The organism is Agromyces terreus, from assembly GCF_009749465.1.
Classification (GTDB): Bacteria; Actinomycetota; Actinomycetes; order Actinomycetales; family Microbacteriaceae; genus Agromyces; species Agromyces terreus.
Genome location: NZ_WBIS01000018.1, coordinates 1 through 20772, shown reverse-complemented (window position 1 = coordinate 20772; position 20772 = coordinate 1). Strand labels below are relative to the sequence as shown.

The 20772-nt window shown below is 70.7% G+C and carries 19 protein-coding genes and 1 pseudogene; 4 read left to right on the top strand and 16 right to left on the bottom strand.

Annotation, left to right across the window (positions count from 1 at the left end; translation table 11 throughout):
• The 4 genes from GQQ92_RS16210 to GQQ92_RS16195 all read right to left on the bottom strand — a co-directional run.
• Positions 1–785: ABC transporter transmembrane domain-containing protein (locus tag GQQ92_RS16210; protein WP_269149191.1), on the bottom strand; the 785-nt coding region annotated here is incomplete at its 3' end.
• Positions 778–2430: a thiol reductant ABC exporter subunit CydD gene (gene cydD / locus GQQ92_RS16205; protein ID WP_157000345.1), complete on the bottom strand. Its 1653-nt coding sequence runs from the start codon at positions 2428–2430 to the stop codon at positions 778–780. The genes GQQ92_RS16210 and cydD, both read right to left, overlap by 8 nt.
• 1 nt (position 2431) lies before the next feature.
• Positions 2432–3436 carry a cytochrome d ubiquinol oxidase subunit II gene (cydB, locus tag GQQ92_RS16200; RefSeq protein ID WP_157000344.1) on the bottom strand — a complete coding sequence of 335 codons (1005 nt, stop codon included), beginning with the start codon at positions 3434–3436 and terminating at the stop codon, positions 2432–2434.
• Between the two features lie 12 nt (positions 3437–3448).
• The gene (locus tag GQQ92_RS16195; RefSeq protein WP_157000343.1) at positions 3449–4861 is read right to left on the bottom strand and encodes a cytochrome ubiquinol oxidase subunit I; all 1413 of its coding nucleotides are present in this window, start codon (positions 4859–4861) and stop codon (positions 3449–3451) included.
• Positions 4862–4946: 85 nt separating this feature from the next.
• Here GQQ92_RS16195 and GQQ92_RS16190 point away from each other — a divergent pair, with 85 nt between their 5' ends.
• From GQQ92_RS16190 to GQQ92_RS16180, 3 genes are read left to right on the top strand one after another with little or no spacing between them, the layout of a single operon-like run.
• The gene (locus GQQ92_RS16190) at positions 4947–5321 is read left to right on the top strand and encodes a BlaI/MecI/CopY family transcriptional regulator (protein ID WP_157000342.1); all 375 of its coding nucleotides are present in this window, start codon (positions 4947–4949) and stop codon (positions 5319–5321) included.
• 2 nt (positions 5322–5323) lie between these two features.
• Complete coding sequence (locus GQQ92_RS16185) at positions 5324–6157, top strand: M56 family metallopeptidase (RefSeq protein WP_157000341.1); 834 nt, start codon at positions 5324–5326, stop codon at positions 6155–6157.
• 39 nt (positions 6158–6196) lie between these two features.
• Positions 6197–6964, top strand: coding sequence for a DedA family protein (locus tag GQQ92_RS16180; RefSeq protein ID WP_157000340.1), 768 nt, complete (start codon positions 6197–6199; stop codon positions 6962–6964).
• A gap of 9 nt (positions 6965–6973) precedes the next feature.
• Here GQQ92_RS16180 and GQQ92_RS16175 read toward each other — a convergent pair whose 3' ends face one another.
• The 5 genes from GQQ92_RS16175 to GQQ92_RS16155 form a co-directional block, all read right to left on the bottom strand.
• Positions 6974–7897, bottom strand: a complete 924-nt coding sequence (locus GQQ92_RS16175; RefSeq protein ID WP_157000339.1) for an ABC transporter substrate-binding protein — start codon at positions 7895–7897, stop codon at positions 6974–6976.
• The gene (locus tag GQQ92_RS16170; protein ID WP_157000338.1) at positions 7894–8637 is read right to left on the bottom strand and encodes an ABC transporter permease; all 744 of its coding nucleotides are present in this window, start codon (positions 8635–8637) and stop codon (positions 7894–7896) included. Before GQQ92_RS16170 ends, GQQ92_RS16175 begins: the two co-directional genes overlap by 4 nt.
• Positions 8634–9323, bottom strand: a complete 690-nt coding sequence (locus tag GQQ92_RS16165; RefSeq protein ID WP_157000337.1) for an ABC transporter permease — start codon at positions 9321–9323, stop codon at positions 8634–8636. The genes GQQ92_RS16170 and GQQ92_RS16165 overlap by 4 nt, the downstream gene beginning before the upstream one ends.
• Positions 9320–10132 carry an ABC transporter ATP-binding protein gene (locus GQQ92_RS16160; RefSeq protein ID WP_157000336.1) on the bottom strand — a complete coding sequence of 271 codons (813 nt, stop codon included), beginning with the start codon at positions 10130–10132 and terminating at the stop codon, positions 9320–9322. Before GQQ92_RS16160 ends, GQQ92_RS16165 begins: the two co-directional genes overlap by 4 nt.
• A 135-nt stretch (positions 10133–10267) precedes the next feature.
• Positions 10268–10927 (bottom strand): TetR/AcrR family transcriptional regulator, encoded by a 660-nt coding sequence (locus GQQ92_RS16155; RefSeq protein WP_157000335.1) that lies wholly within the window; start codon positions 10925–10927, stop codon positions 10268–10270.
• A gap of 109 nt (positions 10928–11036) precedes the next feature.
• Between GQQ92_RS16155 and GQQ92_RS16150 the strand changes: the two genes are divergently transcribed.
• Positions 11037–12095 (top strand): App1 family protein, encoded by a 1059-nt coding sequence (locus tag GQQ92_RS16150; RefSeq protein ID WP_157000334.1) that lies wholly within the window; start codon positions 11037–11039, stop codon positions 12093–12095.
• A 40-nt stretch (positions 12096–12135) separates the two neighbouring features.
• Here GQQ92_RS16150 and GQQ92_RS16145 read toward each other — a convergent pair whose 3' ends face one another.
• From GQQ92_RS16145 to GQQ92_RS16900, 7 genes and pseudogenes are all read right to left on the bottom strand, one after another.
• Positions 12136–13197, bottom strand: a complete 1062-nt coding sequence (locus GQQ92_RS16145) for a quinone-dependent dihydroorotate dehydrogenase (protein WP_157000333.1) — start codon at positions 13195–13197, stop codon at positions 12136–12138.
• 46 nt (positions 13198–13243) lie between these two features.
• Positions 13244–13717, bottom strand: coding sequence for a transcriptional regulator NrdR (gene nrdR, locus GQQ92_RS16140; protein ID WP_157000332.1), 474 nt, complete (start codon positions 13715–13717; stop codon positions 13244–13246).
• A gap of 50 nt (positions 13718–13767) precedes the next feature.
• Entirely contained in the window at positions 13768–15084 is a 1317-nt protein-coding gene (gene hisD / locus GQQ92_RS16135; RefSeq protein WP_157000331.1) for a histidinol dehydrogenase, read from the bottom strand.
• 45 nt (positions 15085–15129) lie between these two features.
• The gene (dnaE, locus tag GQQ92_RS16130) at positions 15130–18603 is read right to left on the bottom strand and encodes a DNA polymerase III subunit alpha (RefSeq protein WP_232057765.1); all 3474 of its coding nucleotides are present in this window, start codon (positions 18601–18603) and stop codon (positions 15130–15132) included.
• A gap of 116 nt (positions 18604–18719) precedes the next feature.
• Positions 18720–19640, bottom strand: a complete 921-nt coding sequence (locus tag GQQ92_RS16125; protein WP_157000329.1) for an RluA family pseudouridine synthase — start codon at positions 19638–19640, stop codon at positions 18720–18722.
• 7 nt (positions 19641–19647) lie between these two features.
• A complete protein-coding gene (gene lspA, locus GQQ92_RS16120) occupies positions 19648–20265 on the bottom strand; it encodes a signal peptidase II (RefSeq protein ID WP_232057764.1) in 618 nt (205 codons plus the stop codon).
• Positions 20255–20772 (bottom strand): annotated as a pseudogene (locus tag GQQ92_RS16900) (DivIVA domain-containing protein); the annotation flags it as partial. The gene lspA and the pseudogene GQQ92_RS16900, both read right to left, overlap by 11 nt.

Below are 20772 nucleotides of genomic sequence, written 5' to 3'. Positions count from 1 at the left end.
GCGGCGAGGCTGGCGGCCACCGCGACGCCGCCGACCGCGGTCGTGGCCGCGGACGCCGCGCCGGCCAGCGCGACCCGCGCACGGGTGGCCCGCGCCAGTCGGGACCCGATCGCCTCGATGCGGTCGCGGCTCGCCCTGGCGGCGTCGAAGGCGACGAGCACGTCGAGGGACTGCACGTGCTCGAGCACCGCCGCCTGCATCTCGCCCCGCAACGGGGCGAGCTCGCGGTCGGCCCTGGCGGCCGCCGCACGCTGCGCGAACAGGGTGAGGCCGATGCCGCCCACGAGGCAGGCGAGGATCGCGAGGGCCGAGCCCGGCGCGAGCACGGCCGCGCCGACGATCGCGGCGAGCAGCACCACGGCAGCGCTCACGAGCGGCTGCACGACGCGCAGGGCCACGTTCTGGAGGTCGTCGACGTCGTCGACGAAACGGGCGAGCAGGTCGCCGCGGCGCACGCCCGCGAGCCCGTCGGGCGCGACCGGCAGCATCCGCTCGAAGACGCCCGTGCGGATGCTCGCGAGCTGACGGAACGACGCGTCGTGGCCGGTGACCCGTTCCAGGTAGCGGAAGACGGCGCGACCGAGGGCGAAGGCGCGCACGCCGACGACGGCGACCGAGAGGTACAGCACGGGCGGCTGCTCCGCGGCGCGCGCGATGAGCCACGCCGAGCAGGCGAGCAGCGCGACGGCCGACGCCGCGGATCCGATCCCCGCGAGGATCGACGGCGCGAGCCGCCCGGCAGACGGGATCGCGGCGCGCAGCACGCCGATGCGACGATCAGACATGCGCGGCCTCCAGATCGAGCACGCGATCGGATGCCGCCGCGAGCGCGGCCCGGTGCGTGGCCACGAGCACGACGGCGCCCGAATCGGCGAGCGCTCGCAGGCCGCGGGCGAGGGCCTCCTCGTGGACCGGGTCCTGCGCCGAGGTGGGCTCGTCGAGCAGCAGCACCGTCGCGCCGCCGGCGAGCACCCGGTGCAGCGCGCGCGCGACGGCCACGCGCTGCGCCTGCCCGCCCGAGAGCCCCGTTCCGCCGGGCCCGATCGGCGTCGCGGCGTCGAGCCCGACGGCGGCGAGGCGCATGGCCCGTTCCGCGAGGTCGGGGTCGGCATGCTCGAGCCCGAGTCGCACGTTCGATGCGATCGATCCGGGCAGGAGCGTCGGCGACTGCGGCGACCACGCCAGCGCCGCTCGTGCCGTCTCGCCCGGGGGCATCCCGTCGATGCGGAGGTCGCCGTCGAACGGCACGAAGCCGAGCATCGCGGCGAACAAGCTCGACTTGCCCGCGCCGCTCGGTCCGGTGAGCGCGACGACGTCGCCCGGCCGCGCCTCGAGGTCGACGCCCTCGACGACCGTGCGATCGCCGCGCCGGACGCCGACGTCCGCGAGGACGAGTCCGCGGGCGACATCCGATCGGCCTTCGACCGCCGAGCGGCCCTCGGACGGTTCGCGCGGGTCGGATGCCCCGACCGCGGCACGCTCGGCCGCGTCGAACAGGTCGAACGCGTCGGCCGAGGCCGTGACCCCGGCCGACGACGCGTGGAACGCCGCTCCGACGTTGCGCACGGGGAGGAAGACCTCAGGGGCGAGCAGCAGCACGAAGAGCCCAGGGAGCAGGCCCATCTCGCCCCACACGAGTCGGAACCCGATCGAGACGGCCACGATCGCGACCGACAGGCTCGCCGCGAACTCGAGGGTGAACCCCGAGAGGAAGGTCACCCGCAGCACGCTCATCGTGCGCCGGCGGAAGTCCTCGGTGACGGCGCGGATGCGGCCGACCTGGCGCTGCGCGCGCCCGAACGCCATGAGCGTCGAGAGCCCGCCCACCACCTCGAGGAACCCGCGCGACAGCGTCGACAGGCTCTCGTACTGGCGCCGTTGCACCCCGGCCGTCGCCATGCCGATGAGCGCCATGAACACGGGGATCAGCGGCAGCACGACCACCAGCACGAGGCCCGACAGCGGATCGGCGATCCAGGCCGCCGCCACGAGGATCGGCGTGGCCGTCACGGTGAGCAGGAGCTGCGGCAGGTACGAGCCGAAGTACGCGTCGAGGGCGTCCAACCCGGGCCCGAGCAGCGTCGCCGTCCGCGCGCTCGGGAACCCCGGAACACCGCCGGGCGCCGTTTCGAGGGCGCGCAGCACGTCGTCGCGAAGCTCCCGCTTCACCCGCATCGCGCCCGCAGACCCCGCCGCGTCCCAGCACCACGCCGCCAGGGCGCGAGCGGATGCCGCGACCACGACCGCGACGAGCCAGGGCCAGTTCTGCGACATCCGGCCCCCGTCGATGAGCGTCACGACGAGGGTCGCCAGCGCGTACGCGAAGGCGAGGATCGCCGCGGCCTGCACGAGGGCGAGCACCGCGCCGAGCAGCAGGAAGCGTCGGGCGGCTCGGGAACGACGGAGGAGTCTGGGATCGAGCGGTTTCACGTCAGTGCGCGGCGGCCTCGATCGAGGACCGGGTGACGCGCTTGCGGAAGACCCAGTACGTCCAGCCCTGGTAGAGCAGCACGATCGGGAGCGTGAACACCGCGACCCACGTCATGACCGTGAGCGTGTACTCCGTGCTCGACGCGTTCTCGATCGTGAGGCTGTTCGCCGGGTCGTTCGAGGCCGGCATCACGTCGGGGAAGAGCGCGGAGAACAGCGCCAGCACCGCCGTCGCGACGGTCACTGCGAGCAGCGTGAACGCGATGCCCTCCGAGCCGCGCAGGTTCATCAGCCAGCCGCCGATGAGCGCGAACGCCGCGACCGCCGCGAAGATCCAGAACCAGAGGGTGCCGAACGCGAGACCCGTCCAGAGCAGGAACGACGCGGCGACGACGATCGTGATCAGGCCCGAACGCGTCGCGAGGCGCCGGGCGCGCTCGCGCAGCTCGCCGTCGGTCTTGAGCGACGCGAACACCACGCCGTGGGTGAAGAAGAGCAGCAGCGTCGTGAGGCCGCCGAGCAGGGCGTACGGGTTCAGCAGCGTGAAGAGGTTGCCCGTGAAGTTGTGGTCCGCGTCGAGCGGGACGCCGGCCACGATGTTCGCGAACGCCACGCCCCACAGCAGGGCCGGCACGGCCGAGCCGACGACGATCATGCCGTCGAACCAGGCCTTCCACTTCGAGTCGGGCCGCTTGTGCCGGTACTCGAACGAGACGCCCCGCGCGATGAGCGCGAGCAGGATCAGCAGCAGGGCGAGGTAGAACCCCGAGAAGAGCGTCGCGTACCACTCGGGGAACGACGCGAACAGGGCCGCGCCCGCGACGATCACCCAGGTCTCGTTGAGGTCCCACACGGGGCCGATCGTGTTGATGAGCACGCGGCGGTCGGTGTCGTCGCGCCCGAGGAACGGCAGCGACATGCCGACGCCGAAGTCGAAACCGTCGAGCACGAAGTACCCCACGAAGAGGAACGCGACGATCCAGAACCAGAGTGTTGCGAGATCCATCTCCATCGCCTCCTAGTACACCGTCGTCGCGGGTTCGATCTTGCCGGTCTCGGGATCGGGATCGCCGACCTCGGGCGGTCCCTTGCGGATCGCCTGGATGATGAGGCGCACCTCGACCACGGCGAGGATGCCGTACACGAGCGTGAAGGCGACGAGCGAGATGAGCACGTCGAGCCCCGTCACGTACGGCGAGACGCCGGATTCGGTCTTCATCAGGCTGAACACGATCCAGGGTTGGCGGCCCATCTCGGTGAAGACCCAGCCGACGCTCATCGCGAGCAGCGACAGCGGGAAGCTCCAGATCGCGACCTTCCAGATCCATGCCTGCTTCGGCATGCGACCCTTGCGGGTCACCCAGAGGCCGACGACGGCGATGACGACGTGCAGCAGGCCGAGGCCGATCATCCAGCGGAACGCCCAGTAGGTGACCCAGAGGATCGGCGAGTAGTCGCCGGGCCCGAACTGCTCGGTGTACTGCGCCTGCAGGTCGTTGATGCCCTCGACGCATCCGTCGAACGTGTGGGTGGAGAGGAACGAGAGCAGGTACGGGATGCGGATCGAGAACAGCTCGCTCGACCCGTCCGGCGTGCCGAGCGTGAAGATCGAGAACGAGGCATCCGCCCCGCAGACCGTGTCGAAGGTCGCCTCGGCGGCCGCCATCTTCATGGGCTGCGTCGCGACCATCGCGAGGCTCAACTGGTCGCCGAAGAGCGTGGTGAGGATGCCCGATCCGATCATCAGCCAGAGACCGTACTTGAGCGCCGGGCGCATCGTCTCGAGGTTCCGGTTGCGGGCCAGATGCCACGCGGCCGCGCTGATGATCAGGCCGGCCGCGACCATGAAGCTCGCCGCGATCGTGTGCGGGAACGCCGCGAGCACCACCCGGTTGGTGAGCAGCGCGCCGATGTCGACGAGCTCGGCACGGCCGCCCTCGCCGCTCATCTCGTAGCCGACGGGGTTCTGCATGAAGGCGTTCGCGGCGAGGATGAAGTAGGCCGACAGGATGCTGCCGACGGCCGTCGCCCAGATCGTGGCGAGGTGGATGCCGCGCGGCAGCTTGTCCCAGCCGAAGATCCAGAGGCCGATCATGGTCGCCTCGAAGAAGAACGCGAGCAGGCCCTCCATCGCGAGCGGGGCGCCGAACACGTCGCCGACGAAGCGGGAGTACTCCGACCAGTTCATGCCGAACTGGAACTCCTGCACGATGCCCGTGACGACGCCCATCGCGAAGTTGATGAGGAAGATGTTGCCGAAGAACCGCGTGATGCGCAGGTACTCGGTCTTGCCGGTGCGGTACCACGCCGTCTGGAAGACGGCCGTGGTGGCCGCAAGGCCGATCGTGATCGGCACGAACAGGAAGTGGTAGACGGTCGTGAGTCCGAACTGCCAACGGGCCAGCAGCAGCGGATCGAGCAGGTCGTTCACGGTTGCCCCTTTCGCACGCATCGCATCGCGGTGACGTCTTCTACAGAGCGTAGAACATTCAGGCTCCCGGCGGTACTCTTGAACCATGGCGAGTCTCGGCGATCTCGAGCGCTCCGTGATGGAGCTGCTCTGGCGCAGCGACGCCTCGCTCACCGCCAACGAGCTCCGCGACGCGCTCGCCCTCCGCGACGGCTCCACCGGCCGCGCCGTGGCGACGACCACGGTGCTCACCGTGCTCTCCCGCCTCGAGCGCAAGGGCTTCGTCTCGCGGGCCCGCGAGCAACGGCCGCACCGCTACCGCGCCCTGCTGTCGCGCGAAGAGCACACGGCCGAGCTCATGCACGAGATCCTCGACCGCTCGAGCGACCGCGACGCCGCCCTCGCCCGCTTCGTCGGCACCGTGAGCGCCGGCGAGGCCGCCACCCTCCGCCGGCTCCTCGACGAGCTCGCGCACCGCTGAGCATGCTCGCCGCCGCCCTCGTGCTCGGTGCGGTCGCCGTGGCGCTCGCGTGGCCCGTTCCGGTGGCGCTCGCCAAGGCCGAATGGCCGGCTCGCGCACCGGCCCGGGCCCTCATGCTGTGGCAGGGCATCGCCCTCGGCGGGGCGTTCGCGATGATCGGCGCGCTCCTCGCCTTCGCCGCGGTGCCCGCCGGTTCGCTCGCCGCGGCCGCCGAGCACCTCATGCCCGCCCTGCTGCACGGCGCGATTCCGCCCGAGTACGCCGTGATCCACCTCGCCGCGCTCACCCTCGCGTTCGGGCTCGTCCTGCATCTCGCCCTCAACCTCGGGCAGACCGCGGTGCGCGCCGAACGCGAACGCCGTCGACAGCATGAGCTCGTCGCCGTCCTCGGGGACCCGATGCCGGGGGTGCCGCGCACGCTCGTGCTCGCGCACCCCGAGCCGTTCGCGTACTGCGTGCCCGGCCTGCGCACGGCGACCGTGCTGACCGACGGCCTCGTCGACGCGCTCCGACCCGACGAGCTCGCGGCCGTCATCGCGCACGAGCGCGCGCATCTCGACCAGTTCCACCACCTCGTGCTGCTGTCCTTCCGCGCCTGGCACAGCGCCCTGCCCTGGTTCCCGATCGCGAACCGCGCCGAACGCGCCGTTTCGCTCCTGACCGAGATGCTCGCCGACGACACCGCCAGGCGCCAGGTGGGCGACGCGTCGCTCGGGGCCGCGATGGTGCTCGTCGGCGCCTCCGGCGAACCCGGCGCCTACGCGGATTCCGGAGGCGTCTCCCCCGATCGCGAGATGCTCGACGCGAGGCTCGCCCGCCTTGGAATCAGCCGCTAGTCTGACGCGCCCCCGCGAGGGCGCGGCTACGCTCGAACGATGAACGAGATCCTCGACTGGATCCTGAACACCGTTCAGAACGTCGACCCCGTCGCGCGCACCCTCCTCGCCGGACTCGGAATCATGCTCGAGACCTCGGTGCTCATCGGGCTCGTCGTGCCCGGCGACACGATCGTGCTCGTCGCGTCGACCGCGGTCGACGGCGCCCTCGAGTACTTCTCGCTCGTCGCGGCCGTCATCTGCGGGGCGCTCCTCGGCGAGAGCATCGGGTTCGCGCTCGGCCGCTGGTTCGGCCCGCACATCCAGCACTCCCGACTCGGCCGGCGGCTCGGTGAGGAGAACTGGCGCAAGGCCCAGCGCTACCTCGACCGACGCGGCGGCCCCGCGGTCTTCATCTCGCGGTTCCTGCCCGTGCTGCACTCCCTCATCCCGCTCACCGTCGGCATGAGCACGATGCGCTACCGGAGGTTCATCGCGTGGACCCTTCCGGCGTGCGTGATCTGGACCTTCGCCTACGTCTCGGTCGGGTCGGCGGCGGCCGAGGGCTACCGCGAGCTCAGCCGCGAACTCCACTGGGCCGGCTACGTCTTCGTCGCCGTGATCGTCGTGTTCCTCGCGCTCGTCTGGTTGGCCAAGCGCCTGATCTTCCGTTCGGAGGCCGCCCACATGTCGGATGCCGCGACCGAGGCCGGGGCGAACGGTGCGACGGATGCCGCGATCCGCGACGTTCCGTCGGGCGCGGCCGCCGATGACGAAGGGCCGGACGCCGAGGCATCCGACCCTTCGAACCCCACGCTCAGCGCGTAGGCGCCTCGCCTAGAACAGCGACTTCTCGGCCAGCCAGTCCGAGGCGATCTGATCCTCGGACTGCTGCTCGTTGACGCTCAGGCCGTTCAGGCGCACGAGGTCTTCGGGCGTGAGCGCGGCGCTCACGGTGTCGATGATGTCGGCGATCTCGTCCGTCACCTTGTCGCTGACGACGGGCACGACGTTCGAGGCGAGGAACAGGCCCTCGGGATCGGCGAGCGTGACGAGGTCGTTCGCCTCGATGTTCGGGTCGGCGCTGTAGATGTTGACGAGCTGCACCTGGTCGTCGACGAGGGCCTTCAGCGTCAGCGGCCCGCCGCTGTCCTCGATGGGCGTGAACGCCACGTCGACGCCGTACACGGACTTGAGGCCCGCGGGCCCGTACGGCCGCGTCTCGAGCTCGGAGTTGCCGCCCAGGGTGAGCGGCGTCGAGACGCCGGCGAGATCCGCGATGCTCGTGACGCCGTTGGCCTCGGAGAACTCCCTCGTCACGTTGTACGAGTCCTGGTCCGTCGCGGGCGACTGGTCGAGCACGCGGAGCCCCTCGGGGAGCGCGTCCTGCAGCGCGGCGTAGACGTCGTCGCTCGTCGTGGCCGTCGTGTCGGCCACGTAGTACTGGAGCAGGTTGCCCGTGTACTCGGGGAACACGTCGATCGAGCCGCCCTCGATCTCGGGGATGTACACCTCGCGCTGCCCGATGCGGAACTGGCGGTCGACGGTGATGTCGTTGGCCTCGAGCGCCTGCGCGTAGATCTCGGCGATGATGGCGTTCGAGTAGTAGTCCTGGGAGCCCACGACGATCGTCGGCGAGCTCTCGTCGCCGCCCGATCCGCTGTCGAGCGGGTCGCCCGACGAGCACCCTGCCAGGGCCACTGTCGCCCCGACCGCGACCGCTGCGAGTGCAACGAGCCGGCCTCTTCCTGCTGTGATCATTCTCGATTCCCTTCGGTGATGGGTTGCCCCACGGCGACTCGCGGCCGGGACGGCCTCGAGCCGAGCTCTCGTGCCCTCGTCGCCCGCACCCCGGCGGGCACGACGAGGCGTTGCGTGATCGCGAAGCAGCCGTCGACGACGAGTGCGAGCACGATCACGAGGATGGAACCGCCGAGCATCTCCGCGTAGTCGCGGGTCTTGAGCCCGGCGAAGATGAAGCGGCCTAGGCCGTCGTCGGCGATGTACGCGGCCAGGGTCGCGGTCGCGATGATCTGCAGCGTCGCCGAGCGGATGCCGCCGACGATGATCGGCAGCCCGAGGGGCAGCTCGACCCGGCCGACGATCTGCGATTCGCGCATGCCCATCGCCCGGGCGGCGTCGATGGTGCGTCGGTCGACGGATTCGAATCCGGCGTAGGCCCCGGCGAGCAGCGGCGGGATCGCGAGGATCACGAGCGCGATGATCGGAGCCGCGAGTCCGATGCCGATCCAGAGCCCGAAGAGGGTGAGCACGCCGAGCGTCGGGAGGGCGCGCAGGCCGCCCGACACGCGGACCGCGGATTCGCGGCCGCGCCCGGTGTGCCCGATCACGGCCCCGGCCGGGAGGGCGATCGCGGAGGCGATGAGCAGCACGACGGCCGAGATCCAGATGTGTTCCCAGAGTCGCTGCGGGATGCTTCCGGCGCCGCTCCAGTTGACGGGGTCGAAGATCCACGCGAAGGCGTCGAGGAAGAGGTTCATGCGGCATCCGCCTCTGCGGCGGGGGCGGCCGATGCCGCCCGAGCGCCCGTCGGCTTCGCGCGCGACCAGGGCATGAGCACGCGCCCGAGCACGACGCTCAGCCAGTCGAGCACGAGCGCGAGCACGATCGTCGCGACGATGCCCGTGATGATCTCGGCCTGGATGCCGCGCTGGAAGCCGTCGGTGAACAGGCTTCCGAGGCTCGGCACGCCGATGACGGCGCCCACGGTCGCGAGGCTCACGGTGCTGACGATGACGACCCTGAGGCCCGAGAGCAGCACGGGCCCGGCGAGCGGGAGCTCGACCGCCCAGAACCGGCCCGCCGCCGAGTAGCCGACGGCCGTCGCCGACTGCCGGATGTCGCGGTCGACCGAGTCGAACGCGTCGGTCGCCGTGCGCACGATGACCGCGATGCCGTACAGCGTCAGCGCGATCACGAGGTTGAGCGGCGAGCGGAGCCCGAGCCCGGTGATGACCGGCAGCGCGATGAACAGCGCGAGCGACGGGATGGCGTAGAGCAGCGCGCACAGCGAGAGCAGCGCACCGCGGGTCCATCGATAGCGGTGCGCGATCCAGCCGATCGGCACCGAGATCACGAAGCTCAGTATGATCGCGGGCACCGACAACGCCAGGTGGACGAGCATGAGCTCGCCGACCCGGTCGAGGTTCGACCAGAGCCAGGTCACGAGGCGAGGACCCCAGCCGGACGGCCGTCGCCGTCGACGACGAGTCGCCGCCCGTCGAGCTCGGTCACGTGGAGGGCGCGCTTGCCGCGCTCGGCCCCGACGAAATCCGCGACGAAGGCGTCGGCGGGGTTCGCGAGGATCTCGGCCGGAGACGCCGCCTGCGAGATCTTGCCGCCCTGCTGCATGATGACGACCTGGTCGCCGAGGAGGAACGCCTCGTCGATGTCGTGCGTCACGAAGACGACGGTCTTGCCGAGCTCGCCCTGGAGGCGCAGGAGCTCCTGCTGGAGCTCGGAGCGGACGATCGGGTCCACCGCGCCGAAGGGCTCGTCCATGAGCAGGATGTTGGGGTCGACCGCGAGGCCGCGCGCGACGCCGACCCGCTGCTGCTGGCCGCCGGAGAGCTGGCTCGGGTACTTGTCGGCGAGCGAACGGTCGAGGCCGACCGTGTCGAGCAGTTCGAGCGCCCGATCGTAGGCCGCGCGCCGCTTCTCGCCGCGGAGGAGCGGCACGGTCGCCACGTTGTCGATGACCTTGCGGTGCGGCAGCAGGCCGGAGTTCTGCATCACGTACCCGATGCCGCGTCGCAGCTGCACCGGGTCGACCGTCGCGACGTCCTCGCCGTCGATGAGCACCTGCCCGTGCGTCGGGTCGACCATGCGGTTGATCATGCGGAGCAGGGTCGTCTTGCCCGAACCCGATGAGCCGACGAGCACCGTCGTGCTGTGCGGCTCGATGACGATGTCGACGCCCGCCACGGCGACCGTGCCGTCGGGATATCGCTTCGTGACGTCGCGGAACTCGATCATCGCTGCCCCTCACCCTGCAACGGACGGGTGTCCGATCGCAGTTCTCCAGCCAAACACCATTCGCGCGGCGAGGCAATCCGGTTGGCAGCGGAGGCCGGGGACGGTATAGGCCCCGCGACGCCGGCCGGCGGCGGATCAGGCCGCGTTGCTCGCGGCGTGCGGCGTGCCCACGTGCTCGAAGAGGTAGCTGCGCACGAGGTTGCGCGCCTCGGCGAGGTAGACCTCGTCGCCGTCGACGGTGCGCTCGAACGCGCGGTTGACGAGCGAGTGCCCGACCTCGAGCGCGATGCCGAGCCGGAACCGGAGCTCGTCGTCTCCGAGCTCGATCTCGAACTCCTCGGAGATCAGCCGGGCCATGCGCGCGGCGAACTCGGGCTCGTCGTCTTCGGCGCGGTCGCGGCGGCCGGCGTGCACGACGGCGAAGCCGGGCTCCTCGCGGTACATCGAGATGCACGCGTCGAGCGCGAGGTCGATGAGCTGCCACCACGTGGCGGGCGCGGTGCGCTCGGCGTCGTCGGCGACGCGCTCCCGGTAGCGGCGGATGGCGCGCTCCCTGAGCGCGTTCACGACGGCGACGCGATCGGGGAAGTAGCGGTAGACGGTGCCGATCGAGGCTCCGGCGCGCTCGGCCACCATCTGCGTCGTGAGGCGCTCGAACCCGGACTCGTCGACGATGTCGGCGGCGGCGTCGAGCAGCGCGTCGAGACGCTGCGAGCTGCGTCGCTGGGTCGGCTCGGTGCGGACGGAGCGCTTCCTGCTCGAATCGGCCCCGAGGATCAGGTCGACATTCGGCACGGAACCTCCTCAGATTGCGGGCTCCACTCTACCCGTCGGGCGACCGTGCTCCCGACCACGGCGGCACGGGGTTTCGTTCCGGGGCATCCGGGCATGACAGACTGAGAGGATGCCGGCGAGCCCCCCTGATCCGGCCGGATCCCGAGAGCGCGAGGTCCGGCATCGTGCCGCGCGCATCGAGGACTGGGTCCACGACCTGCACGTCCGGTGGGCGAGGCGGCGCGGCCAGGTTCCGACGGTCGTCCCGTACACGGGCTACGGCTCCACGGAATGGGTGCGGGTCTTCTGCCGCGTCCTCCTCAGCCGGCCCATCGCCGAAGACGAACGCTCGCCGCGGCGCAGGCGCCGGCGCGATCAGGGCATCCGGGGCTGGCGCAGCTTCACGAGCGCTCCGGTCGGCGACGTGCCCGTCCTGATCGAGATCGCCGGCCACCGCCTCGAGGTGCTCGCCGACCGCGGCGGCGTGGTCGACACCCGGGTTCCGGTCGAACTCGCGCCCGGCTGGCATCAGGCGACGCTCAGCACGGCCGGCGCCGAGCCCGTCGAGGCTCCGATCCAGGTGCTGTCGCCCGAGGTCTCCTTCGGCATCATCTCCGACGTCGACGACACGGTCATGGTGACGGCGCTCCCCCGGCCCTTCGTGGCGTTCTGGAACACGTTCGTCCTCGACGAGCACGCCCGCATGCCCACGCAGGGCATGGCCGTGCTCTACGAACGCCTCATCCGCGCGCATCCCGGCGTTCCGGTGATCTACCTCTCCACCGGGGCCTGGAACGTCGCCCCGACCCTCACCCGCTTCCTGTCCCGAAACCTCTACCCCTCCGGCCCGCTGCTCCTGACCGACTGGGGGCCGACGCACGATCGCTGGTTCCGCAGCGGACGCGCCCACAAGGAGCAGAACCTGCGCCGCCTGGCAGAGGAGTTCCCCGGCATCCGCTGGCTGCTCGTGGGCGACGACGGGCAGCACGACGAGGCGATCTACGCCGAGTTCGCGGCCGAGCACCCCGATTCGGTCGCAGCGATCGCGATCCGCACGCTCTCCGCCGGGGAGGCGGTGCTGGCCGGCGGTCGCGGCAAGGCCGACCAGAACGTCGTCGACGTGCCGTGGGTCTCCGCGAGCGACGGATCGACCCTCGCCGACCTGCTCGCCGACGCCGGCGTGCTCTGAGCTCGGGCCACGGTCATGGCGGATGCCGCGGGGCCCGTGTTCAGACGGCGGCGGATGCCTCGTCGCGAGCGCCGCGCCGACGCAGCCGCACGAGTCCGCGGTTGATCTGCCTGGCCCATCCGGGCCCGCGGTAGATGAACGCGGAGTAGCCCTGCACGAGCGTGGCGCCGGCGTCGAGTCGACGCTGCACGTCTTCGGCGGTCTCGACGCCGCCGACCGAGATGACGCAGAGCTCGGCGGGAACGTGTTCGCGCACGAGGCGCAGCACCTCGAGCGACCGCGTCGCGAGCGGTGCGCCCGACAGCCCGCCGGCGCCGATGCGCTCGATCTCGGCGCTCGAGGCGGTGAGCCCGGTGCGGGCGATCGTCGTGTTCGTCGCGATGATGCCGTCGAGTCCGAGGCGCGTCGCGAGCTCGCAGATGCGCACGACCTCGTCGTCGGCCAGGTCGGGCGCGATCTTGACGAGCAGCGGCGTGCGACCCGCCGCGGCGCGGACGGCCTCGAGCAGCGGGGCGAGCGCGTCGAGTTCCTGGAGCCCGCGGAGGCCGGGCGTGTTCGGCGAGCTCACGTTCACGACGAGGTAGTCGGCGTACGGCGCGAGCACCCGCGTGCTGCGCTCGTAGTCGGGAACCGCGTCTTCGACCGCGGTCACCCGGCTCTTGCCGATGTTGATGCCGAGCACCGGCCGGTGCCGACGGCGCGCCAGCCGCGAGAGGCGCCCGACCGCGGCATCCGCCCCGCCGTTGTTGAAGCCCATGCGGTTGACGAGCGCGCGATCGGCGATGAGGCGGAACAGGCGCGGCCGATCGTTGCCGGGCTGCGCGATCGCCGTGATCGTGCCGACCTCGACGTGGCCGAAGCCGAGGTTGCCGAGCCCGCGAACCGCGAATCCGTCTTTGTCGAATCCCGCGGCGACGCCGAACGGCGACGGGAAGCGGAGGCCGAGCGTCTCGACCGCGAGGGAGGCGTCGGGCTTCGTGAAGGTCTCGACCACCCGGCCGATGCCGAACGACGGCAGCATCCGGATGAATCGGAAGGCGAAGTGGTGGGCGTCTTCGGGGTCCATGCGCGAGAAGACGAGGGAGAAGAGGAGAGGATACATGCCGTCCTTCAGCGTAGCGGAGGGTGCAGGACGGCCGGCGCCCGGGTCACTCGACGGGTCGGGCGGGAAGGCGACCGTGCACGGCACGGAGCTGTTCGATCGCCGTCTCGAAGTCGTCGAGCGACTCGAACGCCTGGTAGACGCTCGCGAACCGCAGGTACGCCACCTCGTCGAGGTCGCGCAGCGGCGGCAGGATCGCCAGCCCGATGTCGTTGGCCTCGATCTGCGACGCCCCCGTCGACCGGATCGTCTCCTCGACGGTCTGCGCGAGCAGCGCGAGGTCGGAGTCGGTCACGGGCCGCCCCTGGCAGGCCTTCTTCACGCCGAGCACGACCTTCTCGCGGCTGAACGGCTCAGTGACGCCGCTGCGCTTGGTGACCGACAGGCTGGCCGTCTCGGTGGTCGAGAATCGCCCGCCGCACTCGGGGCACTGCCGACGGCGACGGATCGAGAGCCCGTCGTCGCTCGTGCGGGAATCGATGACTCGGGAATCCGAATGGCGGCAGAACGGACAGTACATGGTGTGCCAAGCCTAGCGGGACGCCGGGCGACGCCGGGCGGCGCTTCCGGTCAGCGCGCCGGACGCTCGAGCCGCGCCGTCACGGCTTCGCCGTGCGCGGGGAGGTCTTCCTCGGCCGAGAGGGTCGCGATGACGGGGGCGACCTCGCGGAGCGCGGCCTCGTCGTACCGGACCACCTGCTGCGGCCTGAGGAACGTCGCCGCCGAGAGCCCCGAGATGTGCCGTGCCGTGCCGCCGGTCGGGAGCACGTGGTTCGACCCCGCCGCGTAGTCGCCGAGGCTCACGGGCGAGTACGGGCCGATGAAGATCGCCCCCGCGTTCTCGATGCGCGCGAGCGTCGCATCGACGTCGGCGACCTGGATCTCGAGGTGCTCGGCGCCGAACGCGTTCGCGAACGCGGCCGCCTGCTCGAGATCGTCGACGAGGACGAGCGCAGACTGGCGCCCCTCGACGGCCGCGCGGACCCTGGCCGAGTGCTTGGTGGCCGACACGCGCGCCTCGAGACGCGTTCGGACCGCCTCGGCGAACTCCTCGGAGTCGGTGACGAGCACGGATGCCGCGAGCTCGTCGTGCTCGGCCTGGCTCACGAGGTCTGCGGCGACGAAATCCGCGTCGGCGTTCGCGTCGGCGATCACGAGGATGTCGGTCGGGCCGGCCTCGGCGTCGATGCCGGTGACCCCGGCGACGAGTCGCTTCGCGGCCGCCACGAAGACGTTGCCCGGCCCCGTGACGCGCTGGACCGGGAGCAGCCCGAGGTCGGGCACGCCGTACGCGAACGCGCCGATGGCGCCCGCACCGCCCATGGCGTAGACCTCGTCGACCCCGAGGAGCGCCGCGACCGCGGCGATCGTCGGGTGGATGCGCCCGCCGTGGTCGGACTGCGCCGGCGATGCGAGCGCGATCGACCGCACGCCGGCCGCCTGCGCGGGCACGACGTTCATGACCACGCTCGACGGGTACACGGCCTTGCCGCCGGGCACGTACAGCCCGACCCGCTCGACCGGCCGCCACCGCTGCTCGATGACGGCGCCCGGCCCGAGCACGGTGGTGATCGGCGGCGGCACCTGGGCGGCGCTCGCCTCGCGGACGCGCGCGATCGTGGACTCGACGGCCCTCCGCACCTCGGGGTCGAGCGCTTCGAGTGCGGTCGCGAGCTGCTCGGCCGGGACGCGGATCGCCGCCGGACGCACGCCGTCGAAGCGCTCGGCCTGATCGAGCAGCGCGGCCTCGCCCTGCTCGCGCACGTCGTCGATGAGGCGCCCGGCCGGTGCGAGCGCGGCGGTGACGTCGGTCTCGGCTCGCGGCACGAGCGCGAGCAGTTCGGACGTGGTCGGGCGGGAACCGCGGAGGTCGAGGGTGCGCAGCATGATCATCAAGCGTACCGACCTGAGACGGCGCGGCCCGCCCGCATGTCACACGAGGCAGTTCGGCCCGAGGAGGCTCTTCAGCTCGCCGTAGAAGTCGGCGCTCACCTTGACGGGGTACGACGGGATCTCGAAGACCCGCGCCACACGCCCCTTGGTCAGCGTCAACTGCACCTCGGTGTCGCCGCGGTGCCGCACGAGCACCTCCTCGAGGGCCGCGACCGTCGCCGGGGTCGCCCGCACGTCGGGCATCGTGATCTTGACCGTGCCCGACACGTCGTCCTGGCCGAGTTCGGGGGTGAACACGCTGAACGCGTGCAGGTTCATGCCGTCGTCGCGCATGCTGACCCGCCCGCGCACCACTGCGATCGAGTCCGACTGCAGGCCGGGCGCGAACTCCTGGTAGGCCTTGCCCATGAACATGACCGTGATCTCGCCCGAGAAGTCCTCGACCGTGATCATGCCGTACTGGTTGCCGGAGGTCTTGGCGATGCGGTGCTGCACGCTCGTGACGAGCCCGGCCACGACGACCGTGTCGCCGTCCTGGGTCGAGTCCGAGGTCGTGAGGTCGAGGATCGAGGCCGACGCATGCTTCGCGAGCGGCACCTCGAGCCCGTCGAGGGGATGCTCCGAGACGTAGAGCCCCAGCATCTCGCGCTCGAAGGCGAGCTTCTGCTTCTTCGGCCACTCCGGTCGATCGGGCACGAGCGACGGGGCGGCATCCCGCTCGTGGTCCTCGAACAGGCTGTCGAAGTCGAAGCCGATGTCGCCCACCTCCTCGGCCCGCTTCTCTTTCACGACCGACTCCACCGAGCCCTCGTGGATCTCGACGAGCGCGCGCCGGGTGTGCCCGAGGGAGTCGAACGCGCCGGCCTTCACGAGCGACTCGACCGTGCGCTTGTTGGCGACCGGCAGCGGGCACTTCTTCAGGAAGTCGTGGAACGACTCGAAGCGCCCCTTGGCGTCGCGGGCCGCGCGGATCGCGTCGACGACGTTGAAGCCGACGTTGCGCACGGCGCCCATGCCGAAGCGGATGTCCTCGCCGACGGCGGCGAAGTAGCCGATGGACTCGTTGACGTCGGGCGGCAGCACCTTGATGCCCATGCGACGGCACTCGTTGAGGTAGAGCGCGAGCTTGTCGCGCGCGTCGCCGACGCTCGTGAGGAGCGCCGCCATGTACTCGGCCGGGTAGTGCGCCTTGAGGTAGGCGGTCCAGTAGCTGAGCACGCCGTACGCCGCCGAGTGCGCCTTGTTGAAGGCGTAGTCGGAGAAGGGCAGCAGGATCTCCCAGAGCTTCTGGATCGCGGCCTCGGAGTACCCGTTGGCCTTCATTCCGCCCGAGAAGCCCTCGTACTGCTTGTCGAGCTCGGACTTCTTCTTCTTGCCCATCGCACGGCGGAGGATGTCGGCCTGGCCGAGGCTGAAGCCGGCGACCTTCTGCGCGATGGCCATGACCTGCTCCTGATAGATGATCAGGCCGTAGCTCGTGTCGAGGATCTCTTTCAGGGACTCCTCGAACTCGGGGTGGATCGGCGTGATCTCTTGCAGCCCGTTCTTGCGGAGCGCGTAGTTCGTGTGCGAGTTCGCGCCCATCGGCCCGGGGCGGTACAGGGCGATGACGGCCGAGATGTCTTCGAAGTTGTCGGGCTTCATGAGCCGGAGCAGCGACCGCATCGGCCCGCCGTCGAGCTGGAAGACGCCGAGCGTGTCGCCCTTGCCGAGCAGTTCGTAGGCGCCCATGTCGTCGAGCGCGAGGTCTTCGAGCACGGGTCGGAAGCCGCGGTTCGCCTCGATGTTGTCGAGCGCGTCGTCGATGATGGTCAGGTTGCGGAGCCCGAGGAAGTCCATCTTGATCAGGCCGAGCGACTCGCAGGCCGGATAGTCGAACTGCGTGACGATCTGACCGTCTTGTTCGCGCTTCATGATCGGGATGATGTCGATCAGCGGATCGCTCGACATGATCACGCCCGCGGCGTGCACGCCCCACTGGCGTTTCAGGTTCTCGAGGCCGAGCGCGGTCTCGAAGACCGTCTTCGCCTCGGGGTCGGTCTCGACGATCGCGCGGATGTCGGCGGCCTCTTTGTAGCGGGGGTGGTCCTTGTCGAAGATGCCGGTGAGCGGGATGTCCTTGCCCATGACGGGCGGCGGCATCGCCTTCGTGAGCTTCTCGCCCATCGAGAACGGGAAACCGAGCACGCGCCCGGAGTCCTTCAACGCCTGCTTGGCCTTGATGGTTCCGTAGGTGACGATCTGCGCGACGCGCTCGTCTCCGTACTTCTCGGTGACGTACTTGATGACCTCGCCGCGACGACGCTCGTCGAAGTCGACGTCGAAGTCGGGCATGGAGACGCGATCGGGGTTCAGGAACCGCTCGAAGATGAGTCCGTGCTGCAGCGGGTCGAGGTCGGTGATGCGCATCGCGTACGCGGCCATCGAGCCCGCGCCCGAGCCGCGCCCGGGGCCGACCCTGATGCCGTTGTTCTTCGACCAGTTGATGAAGTCGGCGACGACGAGGAAGTACCCGGGGAAGCCCATCTGCGAGATGACGCCGACCTCGTAGTCGGCCTGCTTGCGAACCGCCTCGGGGATGCCGTCGGGGTAGCGCACGTGCAGGCCGCGCTCGACCTCCTTCACGAACCAGCTCTGCTCGTCTTCGCCCTCGGGCACCGGGAAGCGCGGCATGTAGTTGGCGCTCGTGTTGAACTGCACGTCGCAGCGTTCGGCGATGAGCAGCGTGTTGTCGCAGGCCTCGGGGTAGTCGCGGAACACCTGGCGCATCTCGGCGGCGGTCTTCAGATAGAACTCGTCGGCGTCGAACTTGAACCGGTTCGGGTCGTCGAGCGTGGAGCCCGACTGGACGCAGAGCAGGGCCGCGTGGCTCTTGGCGTCATGGGAGTGCGTGTAGTGCAGGTCGTTGGTGGCGACGAGCGGCAGGTCGAGCTGCTTCGCGAGCCGATGCAGATCGCTCATGATGCGGCGCTCGATGCCGAGTCCGTGATCCATGATCTCGGCGAAGTAGTTCTCCTTGCCGAAGATGTCGCGGAAGTCGGATGCCGCCTGCAGCGCCTCGTCGTACTGGCCGAGCCGCAGGCGCGTCTGCACCTCGCCCGACGGGCAGCCGGTCGTCGCGATGAGCCCCGACGAGTAGGTGGACAGCAGTTCGCGGTCCATGCGGGGCTTGAAGTAGTAGCCCTCCAGCGAGGCCCGGCTCGAGAGCCGGAACAGGTTGTGCATGCCCTCGGTGTTCTGCGAGAGGAGCGTCATGTGCGTGTAGGCGCCCGACCCCGAGACGTCGTCGCCGCCGCCGTTGCCCCACCGGATGCGGGTCTTGTCGCCGCGGTGCGTGCCCGGGGTGACGTAGGCCTCGGTGCCGATGATCGGCTTGATGCCGGCGTCGCTCGCCTGCTTCCAGAAGTCGTAGGCGCCGAACACGTTGCCGTGATCGGTGACGGCGACGGCCGGCATGCCCTGCTCGGCCGCGGCGGTGACGAGCTCGCCGACCCGGGCTGCACCGTCGAGCATCGAGTACTCGCTGTGCACGTGCAGATGGACGAAGGAATCGCCGGCCACGAGGCTCCTCACCGGGTTGGATCACGTTGGGTTCCGCGGTCACCCAGTCTACGGGCGACCGCCCACCCTCAAGCCTGCCGGAGGGATTCGAGCGCGGCGGCGAGGTCGGCCGGATAGTCCGATTCGAAGGTGGTCCACTGCCCCGTCGCCGGATGCGTGAGCGAGAGGCGGTGCGCGTGCAGCCACTGCCTCGTGAGGCCGAGCCGCGCCGAGATCGTGGGGTCGGCGCCGTACATGGCGTCGCCGACGCACGGATGCCGCTGAGCGGCCATGTGCACGCGGATCTGGTGGGTTCGGCCCGTCTCGAGGTGCACCTCGAGCAGCGATGCGGACGGGAAGGCCTCGAGCGTCTCGTAGTGGGTGACGGCGTGCTTGCCGGCCGCGACCACCGCGAACTTCCATTCCGAGCGCGGATGCCGCCCGACGGGCGCGTCGATGGTGCCGGCGAGCGGATCGGGGTGACCCTGCACGACGGTGTGGTAGACCTTCTCGACCTCGCGGTCGTGGAACTGGCGCTTCAGCTCGGTGTACGCGCGTTCGGACTTGGCCACGACCATGAGCCCGCTCGTTCCCGCGTCGAGGCGGTGCACGATGCCCTGGCGCTCGGGGGCGCCCGAGGTCGAGATGCGGAAGCCCGCCGCGGCGAGGGCGCCGACCACGGTCGGGCCGTCCCACCCCAGCGAGGGATGCGCGGCGACGCCCGCCGGCTTGTCGACCACCACCAGGTCGTCGTCGTCGTGCACGATGCCGAGATCGGGAACGGCGATCGCGACCACCTCGACGGTGCGCGGCGGCTCCCAGCTCACCTCGAGCCAGCCGCCGGCGCGGAGCCGGTCGGATTTGTCGGCGGTGCGCCCGTCGAGGACCACCCCGCCGGATGCCGCGACCTCGGCGGCCTGGGTCCGGGAGAAGCCGAGGAGCTTCGCGAGGCCCTGGTCGACGCGGATGCCCTCGAGTCCGTCGGGAACGGGAAGGGAACGGTGTTCCATCGAGACCTCAGGACTCGCGGACGACCGGCGCCACGCCGGGAGCGACACCCTGGTCGCCGTCGGCGGGCTCGACCGGATCGGCCTCCTGCGCGTCGGCTGCGGGGCGTTTCGCCTCGCGCGACCCGTCGAGGCCCACCCCGCGGATCGTGAGGATCATGAAGAGCACCATGCTCGACACGATCGCCATGTCGGCGACGTTGTAGATCGCCGGGATCAGCCACGGGGTCGAGATGAAGTCGACCACGTGGCCGAGTCCGAAGCTGGGCTCGCGCAGGAGTCGGTCGGTGAGGTTGCCCAGCACCCCGCCGAGCAGGAGCCCGAAGACGAGCCCCCACGCGACGGACCTGATGCGTCGGGCGAACCAGATGATGAAGGTGATGACGCCGGCGGCCAGGATCGTGAAGATCCAGGTCATGCCGCTCGCGAGCGAGAAGGCGGCACCCGGGTTGCGCACGAAGTGCCACTGGAGCACGTCGCCGAGCACGGGCACCGTCTCACCCTCGGTGAGGTTGGTGACGACGAGGAACTTGCTCAGCTGATCGAGTCCGTAGACCGCCAGGGCGCCGAAGATCAGGACGACGAGGGCGGTTGCGGCTCCGGCCTTCGTGCGCCGCTCAGACTCCAAAGCCCTGGAAGGTGGGGGCGGGTGCCTGCTCGTTCGACACACCGGTCGCCGGCGCGTGGTAGCCCTGGTTGTCGGGCACCGAGACGGGCGCGGCCGTGTCGAGGTCGCGCAGCTGGCCCTCGATGTAGCTCTTGAGCTTCTGGCGGTACTCCCGCTCGAAGAGGCGCAGGCCGTCGACCCGCTTCTCGAGCGCCTGACGCTCCTGGTCGAGGATGCCCATCTGGGCGCGCTGCTTGGCCTCGGCCTCGGCGACCACGCGAGCCGCGGTCGCGTGGCCCTCGGCGATGAGGGCGTCGCGCTTCTCGATGCCCTCGCGCACGTGCTCCTCGTGCAGGCGGCGGGCGAGCTGGAGCAGGTTCGTGGTGCTCGTCTGCTCGTCGAGCTCGGACTGCGGCGCGGGTGCGGGAACCGCCACGGCGACCGTCGCCGGCTGCGGCGTCGGCTCCGCGTAGGCGGGCGCCGGCGCGGCGGCGGCGGGAGCGGCGGCGGCGGACTTGGCGGCCTCGG